The sequence below is a fragment of the Mycobacterium sp. 134 genome (genome assembly GCF_048282715.1).
Lineage (GTDB): Bacteria > Actinomycetota > Actinomycetes > Mycobacteriales > Mycobacteriaceae > Mycobacterium > Mycobacterium septicum.
The window spans coordinates 366497-382679 of the sequence record NZ_JBLVUN010000008.1; the positions used below are offsets into that span (position 1 = coordinate 366497).

Genomic DNA, 16183 nt, shown 5'->3' on the forward strand with positions numbered 1-16183 from the left:
TCAGTCGCGCTGGGCGGCCTTGAAGTTCTTCTTGGCCGCGCGGCGCAGCTGGAAGATCCGTGCCGATCCGGCGGCGACGGTCAGCAGGCCGCCGGCCACCGCGGCACCCAGGATGGCCACGCCCGTCGGCAACGACCATGCCAGCTCAGGAAGGTGAGCGGGACCGCGGCGGTGTTCTGCGCGATGAAGATCAGCAGCACGATCAGCACCAGGAAACCCAGGATCAACGCTGACCACAGGGCCCCGGCGCGGGTCAGTTTGGGCTCGGTGGCCTTACCCGACTTACCCGACTTGGCGGGGGGCTTGCCGGCATCGGGGACTTTGCCTGGGTCGGGCGACGGTGGCACCGGCACATTCGGCGTCGGCTCAGGCAAATCGGGCGATGCAGACGGATCGCTGGTCATACTGACATCTTTGCCCGTCAAGGCCTCAAAGCAAACCACCCTGAGGTAAAGCGCGGCGGCATGTCGGGTGTGCCGTTAGGGTCGTCAGAGGCTGATCGTCCCGCCGCCGTCGCCGAAAGGATGCGCCTGTGCAGCGCAAAACCCTGGCAATCGCGATGACCCTGCTCGCCCTGATCGTGCCGCTGGCGGTGGCCTGCGGAAGCTCCAATCCGCTGGGCGGTGGACCCATCTCGGGTGACCTGAAATCGATCACGGTCGGATCCGCTGACTTCCCGGAGTCCAAGATCATCGCCGAGATCTATGCCCAGGCGCTGGAGGCCAATGACTTTCAGATCCGCAGGCAGTTCGGTATCGGCAGCCGCGAGACATATGTGCCTGCGGTGCAGGATCACTCGATCGATCTGATCCCGGAGTACACCGGAAATCTCCTGCAGTACTTCGACGCCGAGGCGACCGCCACGACCTCCGACCAGGTGTTGATCGCGCTGCTGAAGGCCCTACCCGGGGACCTGTCGATCCTCTATCCCTCACCGGCAGAGGACAAGGACACCCTCGCCGTCACCGCCGAGACCGCCCAGCGCTGGAACCTGAAGACCATCGCGGACCTGGCCGCGCATTCGGCCGAGGTGAAAGTCGGTGCACCATCGGAGTTTCAGACCCGCCAGACGGGGCTGGTCGGCCTGAAATCCCGGTACGGCCTTGACATCGCACCGGTCAACTTCGTCGCGATCAGCGATGGTGGCGGGCCGGCCACCGTTCAAGCGCTGAACAGCGGCGCGGTCACGGCCGCGAACATCTTCAGCACCTCACCGGCGATCGGGCAGTACCACCTGGTGCCGCTGGAGGATCCCAAGAACGTCTTCCTGGCAGCCAATGTCGTTCCGCTGGTGGCCTCGCAGAAGATGTCCGATCAACTCAAGACCGTGCTCGACGCGGTGTCGGCCAAGCTCACCACCGAAGCCCTGATCGAGTTGAACACCGCGGTGGAGGGCAATGCCGGCGTCGACCCCGACGAGGCGGCCGAAAAGTGGATCAGGGACAACGGATTCGACAAGCCGGTGACGCGATGATCACCTTCGAGAACGTCACCAAGCAGTACCCCGACGGCACAGTCGCCGTCGACAACCTGAATCTGCAAGTGCCGCAGGGCACGCTGACGGTGTTCGTCGGACCGTCGGGCTGCGGCAAGACCACCTCGATGCGGATGATCAATCGGATGATCGATCCCACCTCGGGCACCCTCACGGTCAACGGGGAGGACATCAGCACCGTCGACCCGGTCAAGCTGCGGCTCGGGATCGGCTACGTCATCCAGAGCGCCGGGCTGATGCCGCATCTGCGGGTGGTCGACAACGTCGCGACCGTGCCGGTGTTGCGGGGCGAATCCCGGCGCAGTGCCCGCAAGGCCGCGATCGGGGTGATGGAACGGGTGGGGCTCGACCCGAAACTGGCCGACCGCTATCCGGCCCAGCTGTCGGGCGGACAACAGCAGCGCGTCGGGGTGGCCCGCGCGCTGGCCGCGGACCCGCCGATCCTGTTGATGGATGAGCCCTTCAGCGCGGTCGACCCGGTGGTGCGCGAAGATCTGCAGGCCGAGATCCTCCGATTGCAAAGCGAATTGCGCAAGACCATCGTCTTCGTCACGCACGACATCGACGAGGCGGTCAAGCTCGGGGACAAGGTCGCGGTGTTCGGCCGCGGCGGCGCCTTGCTGCAATACGCCGATCCCGCGTTTGTCCTGTCGAATCCGGCCAACGAACTCGTGTCGGGATTCGTCGGCGCCGACCGCGGTTACCGCGGGCTGCAGTTCTTTCACGCCAGCGGCCTGCCCCTGCACGAGATCGAGCACGTCGACGAGGACGACATCGACGCACTGAACCTCAGCCCGGGGGAGTGGCGGCTGGTCATCAAATCCGGCACGCCCTTCGCGTGGATCAACGCCGAGGGCGTCGAGGTCCACCGCAAGGGCAATGCGCTCTACGACAGCACCATCGGGGGTGGGTCGTTCTTCCCGCCCGACGGCAACCTGCGGCAGGCGCTGGACTCCGCGCTGTCCTCACCGAGCGGCCTCGGTGTCGCGGTCGACGAGGACGGCAAGCTCGTCGGTGGCGTCCGGGCCGACGATGTGCTCGAGGCACTCAGGGAGCAGCGCCGCGTCCCGGAGCTGGGGTAGCTCATGCGATATCTGCTCAACCATCTCGACGACCTGTGGGTGTTGACCGTCGTGCACCTGCGGTTGTCGTTGGTGCCGATCGTGCTGGGGCTGCTGATCGCCGTCCCGCTCGGCGCGGCGGTTCAGCGCACCACCGCACTGCGGCGGATGACCACCCTCACGGCGAGCATCATCTTCACCATCCCGTCGCTGGCGTTGTTCGTGGTGCTGCCGCTGATCATCCCGACCCGGATCCTGGATGAGGCCAATGTCATTGTGGCGCTGACCCTTTACACCACGGCACTGTTGGTGCGGGCGGTACCGGAGGCGCTCGACGCGGTGCCCGAGCAGGTGCGGGACGCGGCGACCGCGATCGGCTACCGGCCGCTGGTGCGGATGCTCAAGGTGGAGCTTCCGCTGGCCATCCCGGTGCTGGTGGCGGGTCTGCGCGTGGTGGCGGTCACCAACATCTCGATGGTGTCGGTGGGTTCGGTGATCGGTATCGGCGGCCTGGGTACCTGGTTCACCGAGGGCTATCAGTCCAACAAGAGCGACCAGATCATCGCCGGGATCATCGCGATCTTCGTGCTGGCCGTCATCATCGACAGCCTGATCATGTTGGCCGGCAGGGCGATCACGCCGTGGACCAGAACGTCCCGCAAGCCACGGACCGGGCGCGTCAAGGCGGCCGCATGAACTTCCTGCAGCAGGCACTGGACTTCATCTTCACCGCCGCCAACTGGGGCGGGCCCGCCGGCCTGGCCGCCCGCATCGTCGAACACCTGCAGTACACCGTGGTCGCAGTGGTGGCCTCGGCGGTGATCGCGATCCCGGTCGGCCTGCTCATCGGGCACACCGGGCGGGGCACCTTCCTGGTCGTCACCGGGGTCAACGCATTGCGCGCCCTGCCCACACTCGGCGTGCTGCTGCTCGGGGTGCTGTTGTGGGGGCTGGGGCTGGTACCGCCGACGGTCGCGCTGATGCTGCTGGGCATCCCACCTTTGTTGGCCGGGACCTATGCCGGCATCGCGAACGTCGACCCTGCCGTCGTCGACGCGGCCCGCTCGATGGGGATGACCGAGCGGCGCGTGCTGTTCGGGGTGGAGGTGCCCAATGCGCTGCCGTTGATCGTGGGCGGGCTGCGCACCGCGACGCTTCAGATCGTGGCGACGGCGACGGTCGCGGCCTATGCCAGCCTCGGCGGGCTGGGCCGGTATCTGATCGACGGCATCAAGGTGCGTCAGTTCCACATCGCGTTGGTGGGCGCGCTCATGGTCACGGCGCTGGCCTTGATTCTCGATGCCGCGCTGGCGTTCGCGGTGTGGTTGTCGGTGCCCGGTAGTGGCCGGTTGGGACGTCAGCGCCGGATTCCGCAGCCGTTGCTCGACGACGAGGTGGCCCTCGAGTCACCTGCCCGGGGGAGCGCGCGGGGGAGTTCCGGACTCGGCTACGAAGGCCGAGTCTCGTCGCATACGGTAGACGGGTGAGCGACGAGAAGGACCGTGTCTGGCCAGCGGTGTTGACCTGGCGGGCGCACGATGAACCCCGGATGGAGTCCGTGCGGGTTCAGCTGTCGGGCAACCGGATCAAGGCCTACGGCCGGATTGTGGCCGCCGCCACCGAATCCCACCCGGCGTTCTCGGCCTCCTATGACCTGGTCACCGACGAGACGGGCGCCACCAAGCGGCTGTCGCTCACCGTCACCCTGGCCGAGCGGGAACGCCAGCTCTCCATCGCCCGCGACGAGGAGAACATGTGGCTGGTGCAGGACCACACGCAGACCAAGCGCTCGGACTTCGGCGGCGCGCTCGACGTCGACGTGGTGTTCAGCCCGTTCTTCAATGCTCTGCCGATCCGGCGGACCGGCCTGCATCAGCGGGCTGAGTCGGTGACCTTGCCGGTGGTCTACGTACGGTTGCCCGACTTCTCGGTGGACACCGCCCACATCAGCTACACCAGTTCCGGTCCCGGAGCCCCGGTGAAGCTGCGCTCGCCGGTCGCCGACACCACCATCACGGTGGATTCCGACGGCTTCATCCTTGATTACCCAGGACTGGCAGAGCGGATCTGATCACCCCGCCGGCACGTCCGGCCGCGGCGAGCTCGGCCCGCCAGTTGTCCGTGCCCACCACCGTGGTGATGATCTCGGGGCGGCTGAAGCTGTCGTAGCGCATCCTCGCGGCGTGACCCGTCTCGACCAGGTCGGCCACCGAACCCGTGGCGGCCAGGGTTTCCTTGGCGCGGGTCAGCAGTTCGATGCCCTGCTCGAGCGCGGGCAGCAGCTGTTCGGAGTTGGCCTCGCACATGGCCCGCACCAGGTCCGGCGCGCTGGCCGCCACGCGGGTGCCGTCGCGGAAGGATCCGGCGGCCAGGGCGAAGGCCAGCGGCACCTCACCGGCGACGACGGCCAGGGTTTCGGCGAACAGGTGCGGCAGGTGCGAGATGGCGGCCGCGGCGGCGTCGTGCTCGTCGGATCGGGCCGGCACCACCACCGCGCGGCAATCCAGAGCCAGCTGCGTGACCTGCGACCAGACCTGCGCGTCGACGTGATCGTCCACGCTGACCACCCAGGGGGCGCCGGTGAACAGTCCGGCGTCGCCGGCCGACCAGCCCGAGTGCGCGGTGCCTGCCATCGGATGGCCACCGACGAAGTTCTGCAGCAACCCGAACTTGCCGACCTCGTCGAGCACTGCGCCTTTGACGCTGGTGACGTCGGTCAGCGCGCACTTGGGCGCGGTGTCTCGGATGTGGTCGAGCAGCTGTGGCAGGGCCGGCATCGGCACGGCCAGCACGATCAGCGCATCGCGGTCGGCAGCGCGGCCCAGCGCCTCGTCGAGATTCTCGGTGGCGTCGAACCCGTCGAACTTTGCGGCCGCGACGGCCTCCATCGACCGGTTGTAGCCGAAGACCTCGCGGCCGGCCCCGGCAGCGGCACGCATCAGCGAGCCACCGATCAGGCCAAGGCCCAGCACGCACACCGGTGTGTTCGTCACGGTTCAAGACTGGCATACCGACCGCACCGGGGCCGAGGGTGATCCCTGTCAAAATTGCTGGTCGGCGACTACCGTAGGCGGGCATGGAGGCACAGCGTGCACCGGCAGACCTGCCTGATGGCTTTGGGGTGGCCGTTGTCCGAGAGGAAGGCAAGTGGCGGTGCGCCCCCATGCGGTCGTCCTCGTTGAAGAGTTTGACCGCGGCGGAGACCGAGCTTCGTGAGCTGCGCAGTGCCGGGGCGGTCTTCGGGCTGCTCGATGTGGACGACGAGTTTTTCGTGATCGTGCGGCCGGCACCGGCGGGAACCCGGTTGCTGCTGTCGGATGCCACCGCTGCGCTGGACTACGACATCGCCGCCGAGGCGCTGGAGAATTTGGACGCTGACCTGGAAGAAGAGGATCTCGAAGATTCCGATCCCTTCGAGGAGGGCGACCTCTCGGTGCTGTCCGACATCGGTCTGCACGAGGACGTGCTCGGCGTGATTCTGTCCGAAACCGACCTGTATGCCGATGAGCAGATCGGGCGCATCGCCCGCGAGATGGGCTTCGCCGACGAGCTGTCGGCGGTGCTCGACCGGCTCGGTCGGTGACCTCTGACGAAGCCCTGATCCGCGCTGCCCTCGACGCTGCCCGGACGGCCGGTCCTCGTGATGTGCCGATCGGCGCGGTGGTGTTCGCGGCCGACGGCACCGAACTGGCCCGCGCGGCCAATGTCCGCGAGGCCACCGGCGACCCGGCCGGGCATGCCGAGATCGTGGCGATGCGTGAGGCCGCCCGGGTGCTCGGCGACGGGTGGCGGCTCGAAGGTGCGACGCTGGCCGTGACCGTCGAGCCGTGCACGATGTGCGCGGGCGCACTCGTGCTGGCCCGGGTGGCGCGGGTGGTGTTCGGCGCGTGGGAACCCAAGACCGGGGCGGTCGGCTCGCTGTGGGATGTGGTGCGTGATCGCCGGCTCAACCACCGCCCCGAGGTGGTCGGCGGGGTCCTGGCCGACGAGTGCGCGGCGCTGTTGGAGGAGTTCTTCGCGGCCCAGCGGTGACGATTAGGGCCAGCGGCGCTGGCCCGGTAAGCTGCCACACGGTGGCGTGTCCGAGCGGCCTAAGGAGCACGCCTCGAAAGCGTGTGACGGGTAACCCCCGTCCGAGGGTTCAAATCCCTCCGCCACCGCCATAAAAACCCGCTTCCTGTGATCGCAGGGAGCGGGTTTTTCATGTGCCGGTCATGCCGGCCGCCTCGCGGCTGGGCCCCAAGCGGGTGGCAGTGACGGTTCCGCTGCCGGTATCCGAACCGACCGTGCGGGGATAGCGCGCGGCCAGCTCGGAAAAGCTGATGAAAGATGTTGACCATCCCAGGGTTTCGATCCACTGCCGGGCGTCGTCACCAAGGCCGCGGTCGACATTGGACATGGTGCGGTACAGATCCGCGGCGCCCTCTACCGATTTCAGAGTGGTGTCGAAGCTCTGGCGGCCCATCGTCGGGAATCCGTACCGGCTGCCGGGCGCGGACAATCGGGTGATCGCCTCGACCCCGGCGCGCGCCGTGTCCGTCGGGAGTGTCATCAGTGCGTGGTCGACCCAATGCGTGGGGATGGCCGGATCAAACCCGTTGGTCACCAGCGCTTCCGGCCAGTCTCCGGCTGCGAGGTCGGCCTCGATGAGGTGGCGTTCGCAGGTCGCGACGGCGTCGCGCAGTATCGGTTCTTTGAACGTGAAGAGCTCGGGCAGGTCGATCTCGAACAGCTTGACGGGGCCGGGCCACGTCGTTCGGAACGCGTGGGTGTCCAACCCGGCGCCGATCAGCACGATCTGCGTGCGCCCGGCCGTCGCGGCTTCGGTCAGTGCGTCGTCGACGATGCGGACGCCGATTGTGCGGGCCTCATACATCGCGTCGGCCAACTGCAACACCGTCGCCCAGGTGCGTTCGGCACCCTCCGGTGCGGCGGGGTCCAGATATGCCTGCTGAGCTGCCTCGACGAACCGGGCGGCGTACGGATCGGCGTAGAGCCGGTCGTCCCGTTGGGTTTCGCGCGCTCGGATGACGGCGACGCCGACAGCGGTAAGCGGTGGTCCGGTCAAGGTTGTGGGCAGCTGCGGTCGGTCCATCTGATCCCCCTCGGTGAGTTCCAATCATTACTTGACGGCCGGTAAGTAATGGTGCGCCCACGCTAAGCTCATCCCTAGCCGGTCGTCAAGTAATGAAAGGGATTTGGATGGCAGGTCGACGGACCGATACCCGAGACAAGATCCGTGCCGTGGCTCTGGAACTGTTCTCCGCCCACGGCTATGACCAAACCTCGATCCGGCAGATCGCCGAACGTCTCGAGATCACGAAAGCCGCTGTCTACTACCACTTCCCGGCGAAAGAAGACATCGTGGTGAGCCTTGCCGACGATCTGCGCACCGGTGTGGATGAGATCCTGCGATGGGCCGCCGATCAGCCGGCGGGAAAACGCACCGGACGTGAGGTCCTGCGTCGCTACGGAGCGGTTCTGCACGGCACCGGCCGCGCCATGACGCGGTTCATGCATGAGAACTATGCGGCGTTCAATCGGCTTGGCGTGGGTGCTGACCTGCGCTACCAATTCCGCACAATTGCCGACGCCATGACGGCACCCGACCACGAACCTGTCGCGGTCTACCACGCCAGGCAGGCCCTGCTGACCATCTCGTGGAGCGTGGCGATGATGGGCGACCTGCCGCTCACCGACGAGCAGTGCAACGACACCGCCATCGCCATCGCCTCAGACATCTACGAGCGCGGCAACTAGCTTTTTTGTGACTGGCCCTCGGCCGACAGCCTCAGCACCGGGATGGTTCTGATCCCGTCGGTGCGCTGTTCGTACACGTTCCAACCCTTGTTGAGCCGGTCGGCGGCCAGCGCGTAGAGGCGGTCGCGGTCGGCCCCGGTGGCCTCGCGGGCCACGAACCGGCCACCGCGTGGCCCGATGTGCAGCTCGCACGCCGGATGCGCGAGCAGGTTGTGATACCAGCTCGGGTGATGCTCGCGCCCATAGTTGGAGGCGATCAGCACCACGTCGTCACCGTCGGTGAAGTAGGCCAGCGGGGTCTCGTACCGCTTGCCGCTGCGGGCCCCGGTCGAGGTGAGCACCAGTACCGGGATGCTGAAGCTCATCCGTGCCCGCCCACGGGTCGCTTTGATCACCGGGGCCTCCAGCGGTGCGATCCGTCGCCGCCAGAATCCCGCGGCCCGTTCGGTGGTGAACAGCTTGCCGCCGATCAACCAGAACAGTTGCCGCTTCCAAAGAGGCCGGGACTCAAGCTCGACCCGAGGTATCCCACTCAGACTGTCGTTGCTCATGGTGACCTCCTGACTTTCCGGACAGCGCGAGGCGGCCGGGTCCGCTGAGCAGCAGGCTGACTACGCCGGCCAGGATCAGCAGTGCCTCCCGGAAACCGGGTAGCGGATCACCGCCGGGCAGCGGTGCGGGGATGCCGCCCGCGGCCCACCCGAGCACCAGGAGGCCGGTGACGTTGAGGGCATTGACCACCGTGGCGAGCCGGAAGCAGACACCGAGCAGGATGCCGATGCCGCCGCCGAACTCGACGATGCCGACGACCCAGCCGACAAAGTCGGGGAACGGCACGCCGAGCTGCCCGACCAGGTGGGCGATGTTGGCGTGGCCGCCGGATGCGAACAGTTTGATGCCGCCGTGCAGGATCAGCCCGCCGCCGAGGAACAGTCGCAGAGGCAGTGGAGCCCACTCCCGCCAGGCCGTCATGGCAGGGCCGCGAGATAGCGCGTGGCGGCCACACCGGGCATGAAGAAGTACGCGCCGCCGACGGTGTGGACGAAGCGGGGCAGCCCGGTGACGCGCCGGCGAATCGGTTCCTGCTGGACCGTGAAAGTGCCGTGCCCGTTGCCGTTTCCATCGCCGCGGGCGCCGGCGATCGGATCGTCCTCGGCGTAGCCGCCGTCGAACTTGGTGCTGTTGACCCAGGTGTGCTGGATGAACTCGAACTGCCGGCCGAGTTGGGTGTTGAAGCAGATGAAGTGCAGGCCGCGCTCGGCGCCGTCGTCGCGCGCCCCGATCATGTCGGCGGGGTCCATGGACGGCGCCAGGGGCGGACCGTAGGCCCGGCCCCGGCGAATGATGCGGTGGCGCTTGCCCACATCGATCGACCGGTCGGATCCGGGGACCGGGTCGAGCGCATCGCGTGGATTGGACCGGCGCAGATGCGAGCCGATCGGGCATCTCAGACCGTCGGGATCCTCGGACCGGAAGTACATGAAGTCGTTGTCGTCGGCGAGTGCGGGATCGTCGGCGGTCGGCGCTTTCACCAGCGGCGCACCGCTGGGCCAGCGACCGACCATCTTGGCTGCCAGCCCCACGCATGCCGGCACCCGGTCGAGCACATCGGCGGATCGTTCGGCCAGGCTGTTCCAGAACCCCGCCACATCCTGCTTGAGTTGCCGGAAGACGAGGTAGCTGCCGTCCTTGCCGAGGTCGCGCAGCGCCGGTGCATCGGCCGCCGCGGACAACAGGTTTCGCGGGTCGGCGGACGCATCCACCAGTGGCCGGTCGGTGTACTGCCCGTAGGCGTTGGGATAGCCGAGCACGAACTCGCCCGGGGCCACGGTGTTTCCCGCCGGTCCGCCCTCGTCGTAGCCGTCGACCAATGGTTGCGAGATACCGTCGCGAAAACCGAAGTGCTCCTTGCGTCCCGGGAGCGTCAGCGAATCGAGCCGCCTGACGACGCGCATACCGGAGCCGGCCAGATCGTGACTCTTCTCCAGCTCGGTGACCGCGTCGGCATCCCGTGCGTAGAGCAGTAGCAGCGCGTGGATGTCGTCGCCGTTCCATCGCCAGCCCGACGGGCAGCTGTCACCGTGGTCGCCGAGGATGCGACGGCGATGCTCGGTGCCGGACATCCCCTCGCGGAACTCGCCGGCCAGCATGCCGAGATGCTCGGGTGGCAGCCCCAGCCGCGCCAGGCCCGACGGCGTGAAGGCGATGTTGGTGCAGGTGTCGGTGGTCTCGGGCCGGACTGTGCTGTCGCGCAGGGGAAGCCGCGACAACCACCGCTTGGCCGCCGCGACGTCGTCGATCGTCAGCAGCAGGAACGCCGCATCCTCCAGCGCTCCGTAGCCGTGCAGGATGACGCCCTGGATGTCGTCTAGTTGGAGAGCCATAGCCTGTCCCAGGGAATGCTGTCGAGCTTTCGGGCCGCCCAGTTGGATTCGGGAAGGTCGTTGCCGCAACCGAATCGGCGCAGCCAGCGCCGCGTCTGGGCATCGTCCATCTTGTCCGAGAGGCCCTGGCGGATGGCCTCGTTGTTTGCGATGTTCTTGGTCGTCAGATGCGGGTAGGCGCTGTACCAGACATTGCTCGGGGCCTGGCGGGTGGGCAGCAGCTTCTTGTAGGCCTTCTCGTCGGTGATGCCGCCGAAGAACAGGAAGCGCGTGCGCGGGAAGCCGTCGCCGTTGCTGAAGATGGCGTTGAGCCCCCAGAACGCCTTGTCGATGAAGTCGTTCATGTAGCTCTCCAGGCTGCCGTCGTAGTTGCTGGAGAAGAACAGGCCGCGGTTGCCGTTCATCCGCACCCACCGGGCGAAATGAATGGTGTTGAGCCCGGACAGGGTTCCGCGGTTGTAGATGTGGCGGGTCGCGTAGTCGGTCAGGAACAGGATCGCCGTCGTCGTCAGCCGGCGGAACGGCCCGGGCTTGAGGAATCCGACGGCGACGATCTGGTTGTGTGCCCAGTAGTCCTCGTCGTCGCGGTAGGCCCGGACCACATCGGGTGCGGCGCCGCGGGTGTCGGGCACGTCGCGCTTCTCGTGGTAGCGGAGTGCGAGGGTGAACAACCCGAGGCCGAGCACCACAAGGGGCAGGAACAGCACCGTCACCACGGCCAGTGCGGCGATCCAGAAGTACTTGTGCAAAGCCTCTTTGGACCGCCACGCCAACGACGGCCCCTCCGCCTGTTTCAAGGCCCAGGCCAGGTCCTCGCGGTCACGCACGAAGTCCACGACTGCGCTCTTGACCTTCCCGGGATCCAGCGATCCGAGGTCGCCGGCATCCAGGAACCTGTTGATCTCGCGCTGCAACACGTCCTCCTGCCGGATCTGGCCGACCGAACGGCCGCGCCGGTTGATGTGTGCCGCGGCGACTTTGGTCTGATGTGCCCGCAGGAACGCCCGCCGGTCCGGCACGGACGCCGTGCCCGGGTAGCCGACGCAGTGGGAGAACACCGCGTCGAGGCCCGGGCCGCAGATCGTCGCCAGCTCGTCGACATGCCCGCGCAGCGGTGCGTCGACGTCGGTCAGCAATGCGAGTTGAGCGGGCACCGGGTGCCCGTCGAGATCCTCGGTGGGGTCGAACAACACGAGCCTGGCGAAGTGCAGGCCGCTCAGCTTCTCGAAGGGCATCACGTCCCAGCGCTCGACGTGGTCCGGGATACGCCCCAGTAGTTCTCGAAGCGCGGTCAGTTGATCCCGGCTGACGTCGGCGAGCACGGTGAACGCTTCCTGGTGTGGCATCTCGGTCACCCCGTCGAGCGAATGGTGAACCACCCGACGCGTTTCCGCCACAGCCATACGACTCCGAGGTAGAGGCCGGGGCCGACCTGGCGGATCTCATCGCGCACCATGCGCGCGAGGAACGACGTCGTGGAGTAGTCGATGAGCACGCAGTCACCGTCGTCCACCCAGCTCGATGCGATCGAGAGCCGGGCTTTGACGAGCCGAAGACCGAACGGGGTCACCTTGTTGCGCAGCACGCCCTCGCGACGGTCGAGCACCTTGCCCTGCCAGATGATCACGCGGACCAGCAGGGCGAGCGGCTTGGCCAGCCACGTCCCGGGCCAGGCCAGCAGCGTGCCCCGGGTGTCCCCGTCGGGGATGGGCCCGGCCTCGGACTGCCGGAACAGCAGGTCCAACGCGCTGTTGGGGTAGCCGAGCAACAGCGACTCGTCGAGGGCCATCCGCCGGGTCAGCTCCGGCTCGGGGCTTGTCATCGCCGTTCCTGCCCGAGTCGGGGCCACGGCGCGAACGCGTTGGTGTGGCCGCGCAGCACCGGTTCGAGCTCGGGGTAGTGCCGGATGAGCACCGAGCACATGTCGTTGTCGGCGATCCAGGCGATCCCCTCCGGGGTGTAGATCCGCGGCGTGAAGTCGACCGTGAAGAACCGGTCGCTCTTGAGCCGGCGGGTCGCCATCAGCACGAAGATGCGGAATGCCGTGTCGCTGAATCCGAATCCCTTCGGAAGCTTCTCGCCGAACATGCCGACCATGGCGTCGACCTTCTCGATGTCACCACCGTAGATCTCGCTCATCTTGAGGGCGGTGTCGCGGTCCCCGCCGCTGATCTCGTCGAACGATGTCGCCGGCTTCAACCGCAACTGGCGGCGGAACTCGTTGTAGCGCGGCACCCCCCGCTCACGGGACCGGATGATGTCGGTCGAGATCATGTCGATGACGTGACCGTCGGTGCGGTCGAAGCGGCGCATGAAGTTGGGGCTGTTGTGCAGGGTGACCGCGCCGGGGTGCGCGACGCCCAGCGAGTAGAGGCAGTTCGAGAGCCCCACACTCTTGAGTGTGCCGCGTGAGTTGGCGCCGCCGTGAATGCTGTCGAAGGAAAGCTGCTGCGGCTCGGCCTTTCCGGCCAGGTTGAGGAATTCGTAGTCGTCGGGCACCAGTGGGTGCATGCGATAGACGGTGACGAAGTCCTCGGTGATGGAGTACGGCGCGCTGTGGTGATCGGTGGCCGACCCGACGACGCCGCTGATCGCCTCGCTGGAGCTGAGCCGTCCGAACAGCTGCTTGACTCGCTCGCCCGCCAGCCCGAACCAGTTCGCCCGCATGCCTATCTGCAGGGTCGGGTGCCCCAGGATCGCGGGTGTCCATTCGATGGTGTGGATCTTGGCGATCAGTGCCGCGTTGATCATCCGCGCCTTGTGGAAGATCTGATCGGGGGACCAGGTCGGATAGGCGGCTTCCAGCCGGTCGCAGATGGCGTTGTGCTCGCGCAGGAAGATCGTGCCCATCAGTTCCAGTCCGAGCCACCAGCCGTCGGCCCCGCCGGAGGCGCCGAGCAGGGACGGGTCGAGGTCGATGAACCCGTCGGCGTCGATGCGGACCCTGCCGTCCTTCTTGTCCTTCGTGCGGATCGCATCCTGGAACAGTTGGTTGCTGCCGTAGATCTGCGATGCGTCCCACCAGTGGGTCTCGGTGTTGATGAACGTCGTCTCGCCCGGGGTCGGGTTCGGGTCGGCGGGTGTCGACGGGATCCGGATGGTCGTCTCGTCCCACTCGTCACCCTCGGGCACCGGAATCTCGATCATCTTCGTGGGGTCGGTGTCGTGGCTGAACCAGTCGCGGGTCTCGAACTGCAGCCAGGCTGCCGCCAGGACGTTGAGGGTGGGGGCCGGTTTGAACTCGTCGCGGCGCAGCAGCTCGTTGCTGATCACCCGCGGGTTGGGGTCCATCAGGTGAGGCGGCTGTTCGCCATGCCCCTTGTCCAGCGGCACGTTGCGCCCGAACCGGGTGTGGGCCATACCCATCGAAGGCGCCGACAGGTCGTTGTGGGACCCGTCGACGGTCCTGATGGTGAGGTATTCGGCCGGTGGGTGTCCCGGTGCGGCCGGGGGATTGCCCTGGTAGGTGTCGTACAGGTTGTGTTCGCGTAGCGCGTCGCGAATCCCGATCAGCACAGAGAGCCCGATCCACGGCGGGAGCTTGTCCCACCCGATTCGACGGTCGACGATCTCAGTGGCTTTGATGAACCACTGTGTCAGCAGGGATGGCATCCCGGCCTCCTTTCCATGCGGTGACGGCGAGTGCGGTGTTGATTGCGGAGATGACTATGGCCACCGATCCCTGTTTGCGTGGCAGATCGCCGCGGGCTGTGGTGACGGCGGCCGAGACGGTGTCGGTGGCGTGGATGAGCACCGCGAGTCTTTCGGCGCGACGCAGTTCTGCGCCGCGCAGCATCAGGAGTTCGAGCCCGATGATGACGGTCCGGATGCCGAACATCCGGAAGGGATAGGCGCCCGACCGATCCTGGGTCGTATCGACGCCGAGCCTGCCCAGCAGTTTCTCGGGCGCGAGCAACCCCGCCACACCGTTGACGATTCTGATCAGTGCGAGAATCTTGCGCGCCGCGTTGGCCATGCACAGATCCTGCGTGCTCGGGAGCCCGGAGGAACGCGTAGTCGGCTACTTGTTTTGCCATGCGTGCGTGGCGTCTGCCGTGGCAGCGTTGAATGTGTCCATGGAGCTGATGTCGCCGACCGACTCGATGTTTCTGATCGCCGAGACCCGGGAGCATCCGTTCCATGTCGGCGGCCTCGCGCTCTACGAGCCCCCGGCGGGCGCGGACCGGGACTTCGTGCGGGAGTTGTACGAGCAGATGGTTGCCCACACCGAGGTCGAGCCCGTGTTCCGGAAGCACCCGGCGACCATTCTTGGCGGCATCGCCAACGTCGGCTGGACCTACGACAACGACGTCGACCTGGACTACCACCTGCGCCGCTCGGGCTTGCCGTCTCCGGGCCGGGTCCGGGATCTGCTCGAGCTGACCTCGCGCCTGCACGGCGGCCTGCTCGACCGGCACCGTCCGCTGTGGGAGGCCCACCTGATCGAGGGGCTGGCCGACGGCCGGTTCGCGGTCTACACGAAGATGCACCATTCGCTGATCGACGGGGTGTCGGCGCTCAAGCTGTTGATGCGCACGCTGTCGGAGGATCCCGGTGACACCGAGGTGCGGGTGCCGTGGGCGCTGCCGCGCCGGAAGCGTCCGCATCAGGGTTCGTCGCTGCTGCGGACGGTCACCGATGCGGCCGGATCGGTCGCGGGACTGGGTCCGTCGACGCTGCGGCTGGCCCGCTCGGCGCTGCTGGAGCAGCAGCTCACGTTGCCGTTCGCGGCGCCCAAGACCATGTTCAACGTGAAGATCGGTGGTGCCCGTCGGGTCGCGGCGCAGTCCTGGCCGCTGGAGCGGTTCAAGCGGATCTCGCAGGCTGCCGGGTTCACGGTCAACGATGTGGTGCTGACGGTGTGTGCCGGAGCTTTGCGTGCGTACCTGGTGGAGCAGGACGCGCTGCCGGACCGGCCGCTGATCGCGATGGTGCCGGTGAGTCTGCGCGCCGAGCACGAGGCCGACGCCGGTGGCAACCTGGTCGGCTCGGTGCTGTGCAATCTCGGGACCGATCTGGAGGATCCCGCGGAGCGGCTGGCCGTCGTCGGCGAGTCGATGCGGGGCAACAAGAAGGTGTTCTCGGAGCTGCCGCGGGTTCAGGCCCTGGCACTGTCGGCGATGATGATCGCGCCGCTCGGCCTTGCCGCGGTGCCCGGTTTCGTCGGGGCCACCTCGCCGCCGTTCAACCTGGTCATCTCCAATGTGCCCGGACCGCGACATCCGTTGTACTGGAAGGGGGCTCGGCTCGACGGCAACTATCCGCTGTCGATCGCGCTGGACGGGCAGGCGATGAACATCACCCTGGCCAACAACGCCGACAACCTGGATTTCGGGTTGGTCGGCTGCCGGCGCAGTGTGCCGCATCTGCAGCGGATGCTCAGCCATCTGGAGGACTCGCTCAAGGCGCTGGAGGTCGCGTCCGGGGTCTGACACCAAAAGGCGTAATGGGTAGACCAAATAGGGTTCGTCCCGCAAAATGGT

General features: G+C 67.1%; 18 protein-coding genes, 1 tRNA gene and 1 pseudogene. 10 read left to right on the plus strand and 10 right to left on the minus strand.

Features of this window, described 5'->3' with window-relative positions; genetic code table 11:
- A pseudogene (locus ACNQVK_RS06645) lies at window positions 1-404 on the minus strand (lipopolysaccharide assembly protein LapA domain-containing protein).
- A 155-nt stretch (window positions 405-559) separates the two neighbouring features.
- Here ACNQVK_RS06645 and ACNQVK_RS06650 point away from each other — a divergent pair.
- Genes ACNQVK_RS06650 through ACNQVK_RS06670 form a run of 5 tightly spaced genes read left to right on the plus strand, consistent with a single transcriptional unit; the run spans window position 560 to window position 4627 of the window.
- Window positions 560-1474 carry an ABC transporter substrate-binding protein gene (locus ACNQVK_RS06650; RefSeq protein WP_418034003.1) on the plus strand — a complete coding sequence of 305 codons (915 nt, stop codon included), beginning with the start codon at window positions 560-562 and terminating at the stop codon, window positions 1472-1474.
- The gene (locus ACNQVK_RS06655) at window positions 1471-2577 is read left to right on the plus strand and encodes an ABC transporter ATP-binding protein (protein WP_418028894.1); all 1107 of its coding nucleotides are present in this window, start codon (window positions 1471-1473) and stop codon (window positions 2575-2577) included. The genes ACNQVK_RS06650 and ACNQVK_RS06655 overlap by 4 nt, the downstream gene beginning before the upstream one ends.
- A gap of 3 nt (window positions 2578-2580) precedes the next feature.
- On the plus strand, window positions 2581-3252 hold the full coding sequence (locus tag ACNQVK_RS06660) for an ABC transporter permease (RefSeq protein ID WP_418028895.1): 672 nt from the start codon (window positions 2581-2583) through the stop codon (window positions 3250-3252).
- Window positions 3249-4043 (plus strand): ABC transporter permease, encoded by a 795-nt coding sequence (locus ACNQVK_RS06665; protein WP_418028896.1) that lies wholly within the window; start codon window positions 3249-3251, stop codon window positions 4041-4043. Before ACNQVK_RS06660 ends, ACNQVK_RS06665 begins: the two co-directional genes overlap by 4 nt.
- Window positions 4040-4627 (plus strand): putative glycolipid-binding domain-containing protein, encoded by a 588-nt coding sequence (locus tag ACNQVK_RS06670; RefSeq protein WP_418028897.1) that lies wholly within the window; start codon window positions 4040-4042, stop codon window positions 4625-4627. Before ACNQVK_RS06665 ends, ACNQVK_RS06670 begins: the two co-directional genes overlap by 4 nt.
- On the opposite strand, the gene ACNQVK_RS06675 is transcribed toward ACNQVK_RS06670, so the two are convergent.
- Window positions 4590-5534 carry a prephenate dehydrogenase gene (locus ACNQVK_RS06675; protein WP_418034004.1) on the minus strand — a complete coding sequence of 315 codons (945 nt, stop codon included), beginning with the start codon at window positions 5532-5534 and terminating at the stop codon, window positions 4590-4592. The two genes, ACNQVK_RS06670 and ACNQVK_RS06675, sit on opposite strands and share 38 nt — an antisense overlap.
- A gap of 98 nt (window positions 5535-5632) precedes the next feature.
- Between ACNQVK_RS06675 and ACNQVK_RS06680 the strand changes: the two genes are divergently transcribed.
- The 3 genes from ACNQVK_RS06680 to ACNQVK_RS06690 all read left to right on the plus strand — a co-directional run bounded on the left by ACNQVK_RS06680 (window position 5633) and on the right by ACNQVK_RS06690 (window position 6719).
- Entirely contained in the window at window positions 5633-6139 is a 507-nt protein-coding gene (locus ACNQVK_RS06680) for a tRNA adenosine deaminase-associated protein (RefSeq protein ID WP_276130012.1), read from the plus strand.
- Window positions 6136-6588 (plus strand): nucleoside deaminase, encoded by a 453-nt coding sequence (locus tag ACNQVK_RS06685; protein ID WP_044513746.1) that lies wholly within the window; start codon window positions 6136-6138, stop codon window positions 6586-6588. The genes ACNQVK_RS06680 and ACNQVK_RS06685 overlap by 4 nt, the downstream gene beginning before the upstream one ends.
- A 40-nt stretch (window positions 6589-6628) precedes the next feature.
- Window positions 6629-6719 (plus strand) — tRNA-Ser (locus tag ACNQVK_RS06690).
- 38 nt (window positions 6720-6757) lie between these two features.
- Here ACNQVK_RS06690 and ACNQVK_RS06695 read toward each other — a convergent pair.
- Window positions 6758-7651: an SAM-dependent methyltransferase gene (locus tag ACNQVK_RS06695; RefSeq protein ID WP_418028898.1), complete on the minus strand. Its 894-nt coding sequence runs from the start codon at window positions 7649-7651 to the stop codon at window positions 6758-6760.
- Window positions 7652-7758: 107 nt separating this feature from the next.
- Here ACNQVK_RS06695 and ACNQVK_RS06700 point away from each other — a divergent pair, with 107 nt between their 5' ends.
- Window positions 7759-8316, plus strand: coding sequence for a TetR/AcrR family transcriptional regulator (locus ACNQVK_RS06700; RefSeq protein WP_418028899.1), 558 nt, complete (start codon window positions 7759-7761; stop codon window positions 8314-8316).
- Here ACNQVK_RS06700 and ACNQVK_RS06705 read toward each other — a convergent pair.
- The 7 genes from ACNQVK_RS06705 to ACNQVK_RS06735 are packed head-to-tail and all read right to left on the minus strand — an operon-like array spanning window position 8313 to window position 14676.
- Window positions 8313-8867 carry a nitroreductase family deazaflavin-dependent oxidoreductase gene (locus tag ACNQVK_RS06705; protein ID WP_418028900.1) on the minus strand — a complete coding sequence of 185 codons (555 nt, stop codon included), beginning with the start codon at window positions 8865-8867 and terminating at the stop codon, window positions 8313-8315. The genes ACNQVK_RS06700 and ACNQVK_RS06705 overlap by 4 nt on opposite strands.
- Window positions 8824-9288 carry a DoxX family membrane protein gene (locus ACNQVK_RS06710; protein ID WP_418028901.1) on the minus strand — a complete coding sequence of 155 codons (465 nt, stop codon included), beginning with the start codon at window positions 9286-9288 and terminating at the stop codon, window positions 8824-8826. The genes ACNQVK_RS06705 and ACNQVK_RS06710 overlap by 44 nt, the downstream gene beginning before the upstream one ends.
- On the minus strand, window positions 9285-10700 hold the full coding sequence (locus ACNQVK_RS06715; RefSeq protein WP_418028902.1) for a Dyp-type peroxidase: 1416 nt from the start codon (window positions 10698-10700) through the stop codon (window positions 9285-9287). The genes ACNQVK_RS06710 and ACNQVK_RS06715 overlap by 4 nt, the downstream gene beginning before the upstream one ends.
- Window positions 10685-12055 carry a hypothetical protein gene (locus ACNQVK_RS06720; protein ID WP_418028903.1) on the minus strand — a complete coding sequence of 457 codons (1371 nt, stop codon included), beginning with the start codon at window positions 12053-12055 and terminating at the stop codon, window positions 10685-10687. The genes ACNQVK_RS06715 and ACNQVK_RS06720 overlap by 16 nt, the downstream gene beginning before the upstream one ends.
- Window positions 12052-12522 carry a hypothetical protein gene (locus tag ACNQVK_RS06725; RefSeq protein WP_276130017.1) on the minus strand — a complete coding sequence of 157 codons (471 nt, stop codon included), beginning with the start codon at window positions 12520-12522 and terminating at the stop codon, window positions 12052-12054. The genes ACNQVK_RS06720 and ACNQVK_RS06725 overlap by 4 nt, the downstream gene beginning before the upstream one ends.
- Window positions 12519-14312, minus strand: coding sequence for a peroxidase family protein (locus ACNQVK_RS06730; RefSeq protein WP_418028904.1), 1794 nt, complete (start codon window positions 14310-14312; stop codon window positions 12519-12521). The genes ACNQVK_RS06725 and ACNQVK_RS06730 overlap by 4 nt, the downstream gene beginning before the upstream one ends.
- On the minus strand, window positions 14272-14676 hold the full coding sequence (locus ACNQVK_RS06735) for a hypothetical protein (protein WP_418028905.1): 405 nt from the start codon (window positions 14674-14676) through the stop codon (window positions 14272-14274). Before ACNQVK_RS06735 ends, ACNQVK_RS06730 begins: the two co-directional genes overlap by 41 nt.
- 100 nt (window positions 14677-14776) lie before the next feature.
- Here ACNQVK_RS06735 and ACNQVK_RS06740 point away from each other — a divergent pair, with 100 nt between their 5' ends.
- The gene (locus ACNQVK_RS06740) at window positions 14777-16132 is read left to right on the plus strand and encodes a WS/DGAT/MGAT family O-acyltransferase (protein ID WP_418034006.1); all 1356 of its coding nucleotides are present in this window, start codon (window positions 14777-14779) and stop codon (window positions 16130-16132) included.
- The last annotated feature ends 51 nt before the right edge of the window (window positions 16133-16183 follow it).

What these genes read in the sequence shown, in the direction of transcription:
- ACNQVK_RS06695 (WP_418028898.1), bottom strand. Translation starts at nt 7,651, where the DNA reads ATGGACCGACCGCAGCTGCCCACAACCTTGACCGGACCACCGCTTACC.
- ACNQVK_RS06655 (WP_418028894.1), top strand. Translation starts at nt 1,471, where the DNA reads ATGATCACCTTCGAGAACGTCACCAAGCAGTACCCCGACGGCACAGTC.
- ACNQVK_RS06730 (WP_418028904.1), bottom strand. Translation starts at nt 14,312, where the DNA reads ATGCCATCCCTGCTGACACAGTGGTTCATCAAAGCCACTGAGATCGTC.
- ACNQVK_RS06665 (WP_418028896.1), top strand. Translation starts at nt 3,249, where the DNA reads ATGAACTTCCTGCAGCAGGCACTGGACTTCATCTTCACCGCCGCCAAC.
- ACNQVK_RS06660 (WP_418028895.1), top strand. Translation starts at nt 2,581, where the DNA reads ATGCGATATCTGCTCAACCATCTCGACGACCTGTGGGTGTTGACCGTC.
- ACNQVK_RS06725 (WP_276130017.1), bottom strand. Translation starts at nt 12,522, where the DNA reads ATGACAAGCCCCGAGCCGGAGCTGACCCGGCGGATGGCCCTCGACGAG.
- ACNQVK_RS06700 (WP_418028899.1), top strand. Translation starts at nt 7,759, where the DNA reads ATGGCAGGTCGACGGACCGATACCCGAGACAAGATCCGTGCCGTGGCT.
- ACNQVK_RS06680 (WP_276130012.1), top strand. Translation starts at nt 5,633, where the DNA reads ATGGAGGCACAGCGTGCACCGGCAGACCTGCCTGATGGCTTTGGGGTG.
- ACNQVK_RS06715 (WP_418028902.1), bottom strand. Translation starts at nt 10,700, where the DNA reads ATGGCTCTCCAACTAGACGACATCCAGGGCGTCATCCTGCACGGCTAC.
- ACNQVK_RS06650 (WP_418034003.1), top strand. Translation starts at nt 560, where the DNA reads ATGACCCTGCTCGCCCTGATCGTGCCGCTGGCGGTGGCCTGCGGAAGC.
- ACNQVK_RS06705 (WP_418028900.1), bottom strand. Translation starts at nt 8,867, where the DNA reads ATGAGCAACGACAGTCTGAGTGGGATACCTCGGGTCGAGCTTGAGTCC.
- ACNQVK_RS06735 (WP_418028905.1), bottom strand. Translation starts at nt 14,676, where the DNA reads ATGGCCAACGCGGCGCGCAAGATTCTCGCACTGATCAGAATCGTCAAC.
- ACNQVK_RS06740 (WP_418034006.1), top strand. Translation starts at nt 14,777, where the DNA reads ATGGAGCTGATGTCGCCGACCGACTCGATGTTTCTGATCGCCGAGACC.
- ACNQVK_RS06710 (WP_418028901.1), bottom strand. Translation starts at nt 9,288, where the DNA reads ATGACGGCCTGGCGGGAGTGGGCTCCACTGCCTCTGCGACTGTTCCTC.